This window comes from Bathymodiolus heckerae thiotrophic gill symbiont, from assembly GCF_900128515.1.
In the GTDB taxonomy this organism is placed as follows: domain Bacteria; phylum Pseudomonadota; class Gammaproteobacteria; order PS1; family Pseudothioglobaceae; genus Thioglobus_A.
Map to the genome: position 1 here is coordinate 1 of NZ_FQTP01000085.1, position 5,865 is coordinate 5,865.

Sequence of the window (5,865 nt, forward strand, 5' to 3'; positions counted from 1 at the left end):
GGGGTACTAAAAAGAGTGCATGATTTGTGAATCTGATTTACGTGTTGTCTTCATTTGAATCTCCTTATGTTTTTATTATAAGAAAGTTCTACTTTTACTGAGTGTTAATTTTTGGGAGGATTACATTATAATTAACATCAATCTAACGCCTATCTTGCTATGCTATTTAATTCATACGAGTTTATCTTTGTATTTTTACCGATAACTTTTTTCGTATATTTCTACCTAAACCACAAAAGACTTACAGGGGCTTCAAAGTGGTTTTTAGTATGTAGCAGCCTATTTTTTTACAGTTGGTGGAATATTATATATTTACCCATAATCCTTACATCGGTAATAATTAACTTCGCACTCGGAGTAAGCCTCAGTAAGACTAGCAATAACGAACAAAAAACTTATTCAAAAAAAACAATACTAATTTTTGGTATTATTTCAAATCTGTCTTTACTTGTCTATTTTAAATATACTGATTTTCTAATAGAGAATTTTAATTTTGCTTTTAATTCCAATACTGAGCTACTACACTTAGCATTGCCGCTAGCAATCTCATTCTTCACCTTTCAACAAATAGCATATTTAATAGACAGCTATAGAAGAAAAACCAAAGAATACAATTTTATAAATTACGCACTTTTTGTAACCTTTTTTCCGCAACTAATTGCAGGTCCAATTGTCCATCATGAGGAAATGATGCCGCAATTTGCAAAGGCAAAAAATAAGGTTAAAAATTACCGAAATATCTCAGCTGGAATATTTATATTCTCAATAGGCTTGTTTAAAAAAGTCATTATTGCAGACACATTTGCAGTTTTGGCAACCGAAGGATTTGATATAGCGACAACACTAAATCTATTTGAAGCATGGGTAACATCCTTATCATACACCTTCCAACTATATTTTGATTTTAGTGGCTATGCAGATATGGCGATTGGCTTAGCTTTATTGTTTAATATCAACCTTCCAATTAATTTTTACAGCCCTTATAAGTCTACCTCTATGATTCAGCTGTGGAGTAGATGGCACATAACCCTTACAAAATTTGTAACCGAATATATATTTAAAACAATAATTTCATCTTTTAATAAATATAGCTCTAGCAAAGGTTTGCTTACTATATTTATCAGTATGCTAATTATTGGCTTTTGGCATGGTGCGAGCTGGATGTTTATTTTATTCGGTAGCATTCATGGTTTAGGCTTAGTCATTAACCATATATGGAGAAGAAAAGTAAAAATACCCATTAATAAATACCTGGGTTGGCTTATTACCTTTAATACTATAAATTTATCTTTAGTACTTTTTAGAGCGCAAGAAATGAATGATGCTATAAAGGTGTATAGCTCAATGTTTAGCCTTCAAAATATAGTTCTGCCAAATATGTTAGGCGAATATTTATCATTTTTAGGTGGTTACGGGGTTAGTTTTGGTGGATTTGTAGAAAATATAAAAGGCGGATTTTACTTGCCTTTATGGATTTTGCTTGGATTCATAATAATCTTATTCTTTAAAAACTCAATGCAAAAACTACACAACTTCAAGTCAAACCACTCAACTCTTTTGTTTACATTATTATTGTTTACCGCCTCTATAGTCAATATAAACAAAGCCGAAGTTTTTATATACTTTAATTTTTAATAACTTATGAATTCAAAAACATGGATTAATCTGTATTTCATAGCACTTGTTGCTATATTTTCTTTATCATCTGTATTGTTTTATATAGTCAATCCTTCCCATTACTTTGAATCAGAATCAAATATATCAAGTCATAATACTGTTTTATCAAAATACAATATTGTCAGTCGAATCAAACCATCTTCAATAATTCTTGGAAGCTCAAGAGCCGAACGTGGCTACAATCCAACCCACAAATACTTTCTCAAGCCTTCTTTCAATTTTGGAATGGGAGGGCCGTCTATATTTGATATAAAAAATAACTTTAAACACACATTAAAACAGGGGAATTTAAAGCAGGTTTTACTCGTTATCGATTACTTAAGTTTTAATGCAAATATAATGGATAAAACATCTAAAAATAATAAGTCATTGTATCAACAAATTCTAAACACCCCTCTGGATTTGTATCATACTAAAAAATCTCATTACAATAATGGCATGAGAATAAATGAGAATAAAATAAAATCGATAAAAAAACAGGGAGGTCATTTAAAGGCAATGGCTCACAATGATTTAAAATTTTACAAAAATTATCCAAAAATTAATTACACATATTTAGATACAGGCTCAAGTTCTTTTTTTGATTTTGAAGAAATTGTTAGGTTGAGTTATGAAAATAACATACAGCTTGATATTGTTTTTGGGCCCTCTCATATAAGGCAGTGGGAGGCTCTGGATTATTACAGGGATTACAATTTATGGCTTAAGTGGAAAAGTGATGTTGTAACCAGCGTTCATAAAATTGCACATATATACAATAAGCCCAATTATAAGGTATTTGACTTTTCGGTCTACCACCCGTTAACTGCAGAAGATGTTCCGCATAATAAGGAAGTAGACATGCAATACCACTGGGAATCTAGTCATTATAAAAATACGCTAGGGGCGATAGTATTAGATAGGCTAACAGGGGAAAGCGAATATAGTGATTTTGGTGTTGAAATTGATACAAACAATATTAAAAAACATATTAAAAATCAAATAATAAATAGAAGACTATACATTGATACTAGAAAATATAGAGAAGAAATATGGGGAAAAAATTAAAAGTCTATATATTTAACTAAACCCTCTCCCTTGTTCCATCAGACGACACAAGATGAATCTCAATTGGGCCAACAGCCTCTGGCTCAATGTAGAGTTCTTGTGACCTGATCTGAACATAGTAGAAAAATAGTGATAAATTAGTAAAATACAACTATAAACCCTTTAGATAAAAGACACAAGTTAAAGGCGTCAAAAAACCCAAGGCGTAATCCCAGTGTAACCCTGAAGAAATATTGAATTTCGTGAAGAAGGCTGAAAGCCTTGTAATGGATGGTGGTTATAGGTGGACTTGAACCACCGACCCCAGCATTATGAATGCTGTGCTCTAACCAGCTGAGCTACATAACCAAAGAGCGTGTATTATCAAGACATTTAATGTAAATGTCAATAGTCAAAGGCTAATATATTGATAAAATCAACCTTATTATGCTACCAATTAAAATCGCACTAACAGGCGGAATTGCCTGTGGAAAATCAAACGTTGCTCGCAGCTTTGCTGAACTTGGCGTAGATATTATCGATCTTGACGAGCTCTCACGCTTAGTTGTTGAACCTGGTACTGCAGGCTTGAGTGAGCTAATTGACTATTTTAGTGATCAAATTTTAAATGTCGATAAAACTCTTAATCGACATGCTTTAAGAGAGATTTTGTTAAAAAATTCTGTTAATCAAGAAAAAATAGAATCTATTTTGCATCCAAAAATATTGGAAAAAATGAAAATGGAGATCAAAAAAGTTAAAAACAAGCTTATTATTATTGAAATACCACTATTAGTTGAAAAAAATCTGACTTATTTGTTTGATAGAGCTATTATTGTTGAGTGTAATGAAGAAAATCAGCTAAAAAGGCTACTAAATCGTGAAAATATTGATAAAAACACTGCAAAACAGCTTATTTCATCACAAACAAGCCATAAAAAACGCTTAGAGCTTACTGATCAATTTCCTATTGATGTGATTGAAAATAATTCGGAAATTTTCAAAATGGAACAAAAGGTTACTGATTTATATCAAAAACTAATCAATCTGTAGTCTTTTAACCGGCTTTCCGCCAATGAGATGTTCGGTGATAATATCATCAATATCTTCTTCATCAATATACTGATACCAAACATTATCCGGATATACAACCGCCACAGGCCCATGTTCACAACGACCTAAACAGCGTGATTCACTCACGCCAATTTTACCTTTTCCCATTTGCCCCTCGTCTCGACATTTATCTTTGGCGTAGCGATACATCTGCTTAGCACCAAGCTGTGAACAGCAGACTTCGCCATCTTTACGTTGATTATTACAAAAGAGAATATGTCGAGTATAGAAATCCATTTTCGTCCTTATAGGTCTATTGCACGTTGATAGCAGTATTTTTTATCAATACCGGTAATTTTGGCAGCTAGTTTGGCAGCTTTTGAAGCGCCCATTTCAGCAAGTAAAATTGGTAATATTTTATCTAGTCGCTCTTCACCTTCAACCTTATTATCTTTATCAATGGCTGAAATTAAAATAACAAATTCACCTTTTTGATGGGTAATATCCTCTTGCAAATAAGCAAGCAAGTTTGGAACGGTATCGGTTTTAATAGTCTCAAAAGACTTGGTTAGTTCTTTGGCTAAGCAAACAATACGCCGATCGCCAAGCACACTAAGCATATCTTTAGCGCATTCTAAAATACGTTTAGGTGATTCATAAAAAATAACCGTTTGATTCACGTGCGCGATAGTCTGAATAGCCTTAACTCTTGCTGTGTGTTTATTGGGTAAAAATCCATAAAATCCAAATCGATCAGTTGCAATTCCAGCAGCACTCATAGCACTGATCATAGCACTTGGGCCCGGAATAGGTGAAACCAAAACGCCGGATTTTTTGGCCTCACGCACCAATACATAACCTGGATCACTAATAAGTGGCGTACCGGCATCGCTAATCAGCGCCATATTCTGTCCGCTTAAAAGCGCTTCAATGACCTCAGCTGATTTATGTTGTTCATTGTGCTCATGAAATGCTCGCATTGGCGTGCTGATTTCATGATGATTAATTAGGGTTTTTGAGTGACGGGTGTCTTCTGCCAAAATAAAGTCAACCGACTTTAGCGTGTCGATGGCCCTAAACGTGATATCATCAAGGTTTCCAATTGGGGTAGCAACAATATAAAGCGTTCCGGACATGTTTAGTTTTAAGAGAAAAATTGGCAATCAAGCAGAGCAACTAGCGCTTAGTTATTTAACGCAGCGTGGCATGCAACTGATTGAACAAAATTATCTAACTCGTTTTGGTGAAATAGACATTATTATGATCGTTCAAGACGAACAGGTGTTGGTTTTTGTTGAAGTTCGCTATCGACAAAATGCACGCTTTGGTTCAGCGATTGACACGGTCACTACCAACAAACAAGAAAAACTCATCCGCGCAGCCAAATTATATTTACAAGCGCATAACGAATATGGAGAATTTATCTGTCGGTTCGATGTTATTGGGCTAGAATCTAATTTAAAATATCCTAAAATTACTTGGATTAAAGACGCCTTTGAGGCTTAAAAAAATTATGAAAAAAATCATCCTTTCTGGCATTTTATTGGCCAATACTTTTTTACTAAGCGGCTGTTTACCTGCTATTCAAAGCGCTTCAACACTTAGCGCAGTAATTGCCGTTACCAATGACAGACGAACAGCAGGTGAAGTGCTGGATGACAGAATCATTATGTTTAAGATGTTTGCATGGCCATCAACCGATATTGCACTTGAAAATACGCATCTTAATTTTATGGTGTATGACAAAACTGTATTAATCACTGGTGAAGCGCCAACTAGCGATTTACGCTCTTATGTATCAACACAAGCACAACTACAAAACGCTAAAATCTCACGAGTGTTTAATGAAATGTCAGTTGCCCCTAATAGCGGTTTATTAAGTCGTGCTAAAGATGCAGTAATCACCCTACAAGTTGAAGCATTATTTCATGATCAAGAGGTATTTCATCCCACACATGTTCGGGTGATGACTGAAAATCAAACAGTATATCTCATGGGTGCAGTCACCAAGCGCGAAGCAGATCGAGCAGTCAAATCGGCTTCAAAAGCCAAAGGTGTTAAAAAAGTTGTGAAATTATTTAACTACTTAAAAACACGTCCAGCTGCTGA

At 34.2% G+C, this 5,865-nt stretch carries 7 protein-coding genes and 1 tRNA gene; 5 read left to right on the forward strand and 3 right to left on the reverse strand.

Going from position 1 to position 5,865, the window contains the following annotated elements; translation table 11 throughout:
• Positions 1–159: 159 nt before the first annotated feature.
• On the forward strand, positions 160–1,635 hold the full coding sequence (locus tag BTHERMOSOX_RS08805; protein WP_138120708.1) for an MBOAT family O-acyltransferase: 1,476 nt from the start codon (positions 160–162) through the stop codon (positions 1,633–1,635).
• Positions 1,636–1,641: 6 nt separating this feature from the next.
• Positions 1,642–2,724, forward strand: a complete 1,083-nt coding sequence (locus BTHERMOSOX_RS08810; protein WP_138120709.1) for a hypothetical protein — start codon at positions 1,642–1,644, stop codon at positions 2,722–2,724.
• Between the two features lie 271 nt (positions 2,725–2,995).
• On the opposite strand, the gene BTHERMOSOX_RS08815 is transcribed toward BTHERMOSOX_RS08810, so the two are convergent.
• A tRNA-Met gene (locus BTHERMOSOX_RS08815) sits at positions 2,996–3,072 on the reverse strand.
• 78 nt (positions 3,073–3,150) lie between these two features.
• Between BTHERMOSOX_RS08815 and coaE the strand changes: the two genes are divergently transcribed.
• On the forward strand, positions 3,151–3,756 hold the full coding sequence (gene coaE / locus BTHERMOSOX_RS08820) for a dephospho-CoA kinase (RefSeq protein WP_138120710.1): 606 nt from the start codon (positions 3,151–3,153) through the stop codon (positions 3,754–3,756).
• Here coaE and BTHERMOSOX_RS08825 read toward each other — a convergent pair.
• On the reverse strand, positions 3,742–4,053 hold the full coding sequence (locus BTHERMOSOX_RS08825; RefSeq protein ID WP_138120711.1) for a (2Fe-2S) ferredoxin domain-containing protein: 312 nt from the start codon (positions 4,051–4,053) through the stop codon (positions 3,742–3,744). The genes coaE and BTHERMOSOX_RS08825 overlap by 15 nt on opposite strands.
• Positions 4,054–4,061: 8 nt before the next feature.
• Positions 4,062–4,892, reverse strand: a complete 831-nt coding sequence (gene rsmI / locus BTHERMOSOX_RS08830; protein WP_138120712.1) for a 16S rRNA (cytidine(1402)-2'-O)-methyltransferase — start codon at positions 4,890–4,892, stop codon at positions 4,062–4,064.
• On the opposite strand from rsmI, the gene BTHERMOSOX_RS08835 reads away from it, so the two are divergent.
• A complete protein-coding gene (locus tag BTHERMOSOX_RS08835; protein ID WP_138120713.1) occupies positions 4,891–5,262 on the forward strand; it encodes a YraN family protein in 372 nt (123 codons plus the stop codon). The genes rsmI and BTHERMOSOX_RS08835 overlap by 2 nt on opposite strands.
• A gap of 7 nt (positions 5,263–5,269) precedes the next feature.
• A partial coding sequence (locus BTHERMOSOX_RS08840; protein WP_138120714.1) for a BON domain-containing protein occupies positions 5,270–5,865 on the forward strand: 596 nt, incomplete at its 3' end.

Coding starts and splice junctions, on each gene's coding strand:
- BTHERMOSOX_RS08835 (WP_138120713.1), top strand. CDS start 4,891: ATGTTTAGTTTTAAGAGAAAAATTGGCAATCAAGCAGAGCAACTAGCG.
- coaE (WP_138120710.1), top strand. CDS start 3,151: ATGCTACCAATTAAAATCGCACTAACAGGCGGAATTGCCTGTGGAAAA.
- BTHERMOSOX_RS08805 (WP_138120708.1), top strand. CDS start 160: ATGCTATTTAATTCATACGAGTTTATCTTTGTATTTTTACCGATAACT.
- rsmI (WP_138120712.1), bottom strand. CDS start 4,892: ATGTCCGGAACGCTTTATATTGTTGCTACCCCAATTGGAAACCTTGAT.
- BTHERMOSOX_RS08825 (WP_138120711.1), bottom strand. CDS start 4,053: ATGGATTTCTATACTCGACATATTCTCTTTTGTAATAATCAACGTAAA.
- BTHERMOSOX_RS08810 (WP_138120709.1), top strand. CDS start 1,642: ATGAATTCAAAAACATGGATTAATCTGTATTTCATAGCACTTGTTGCT.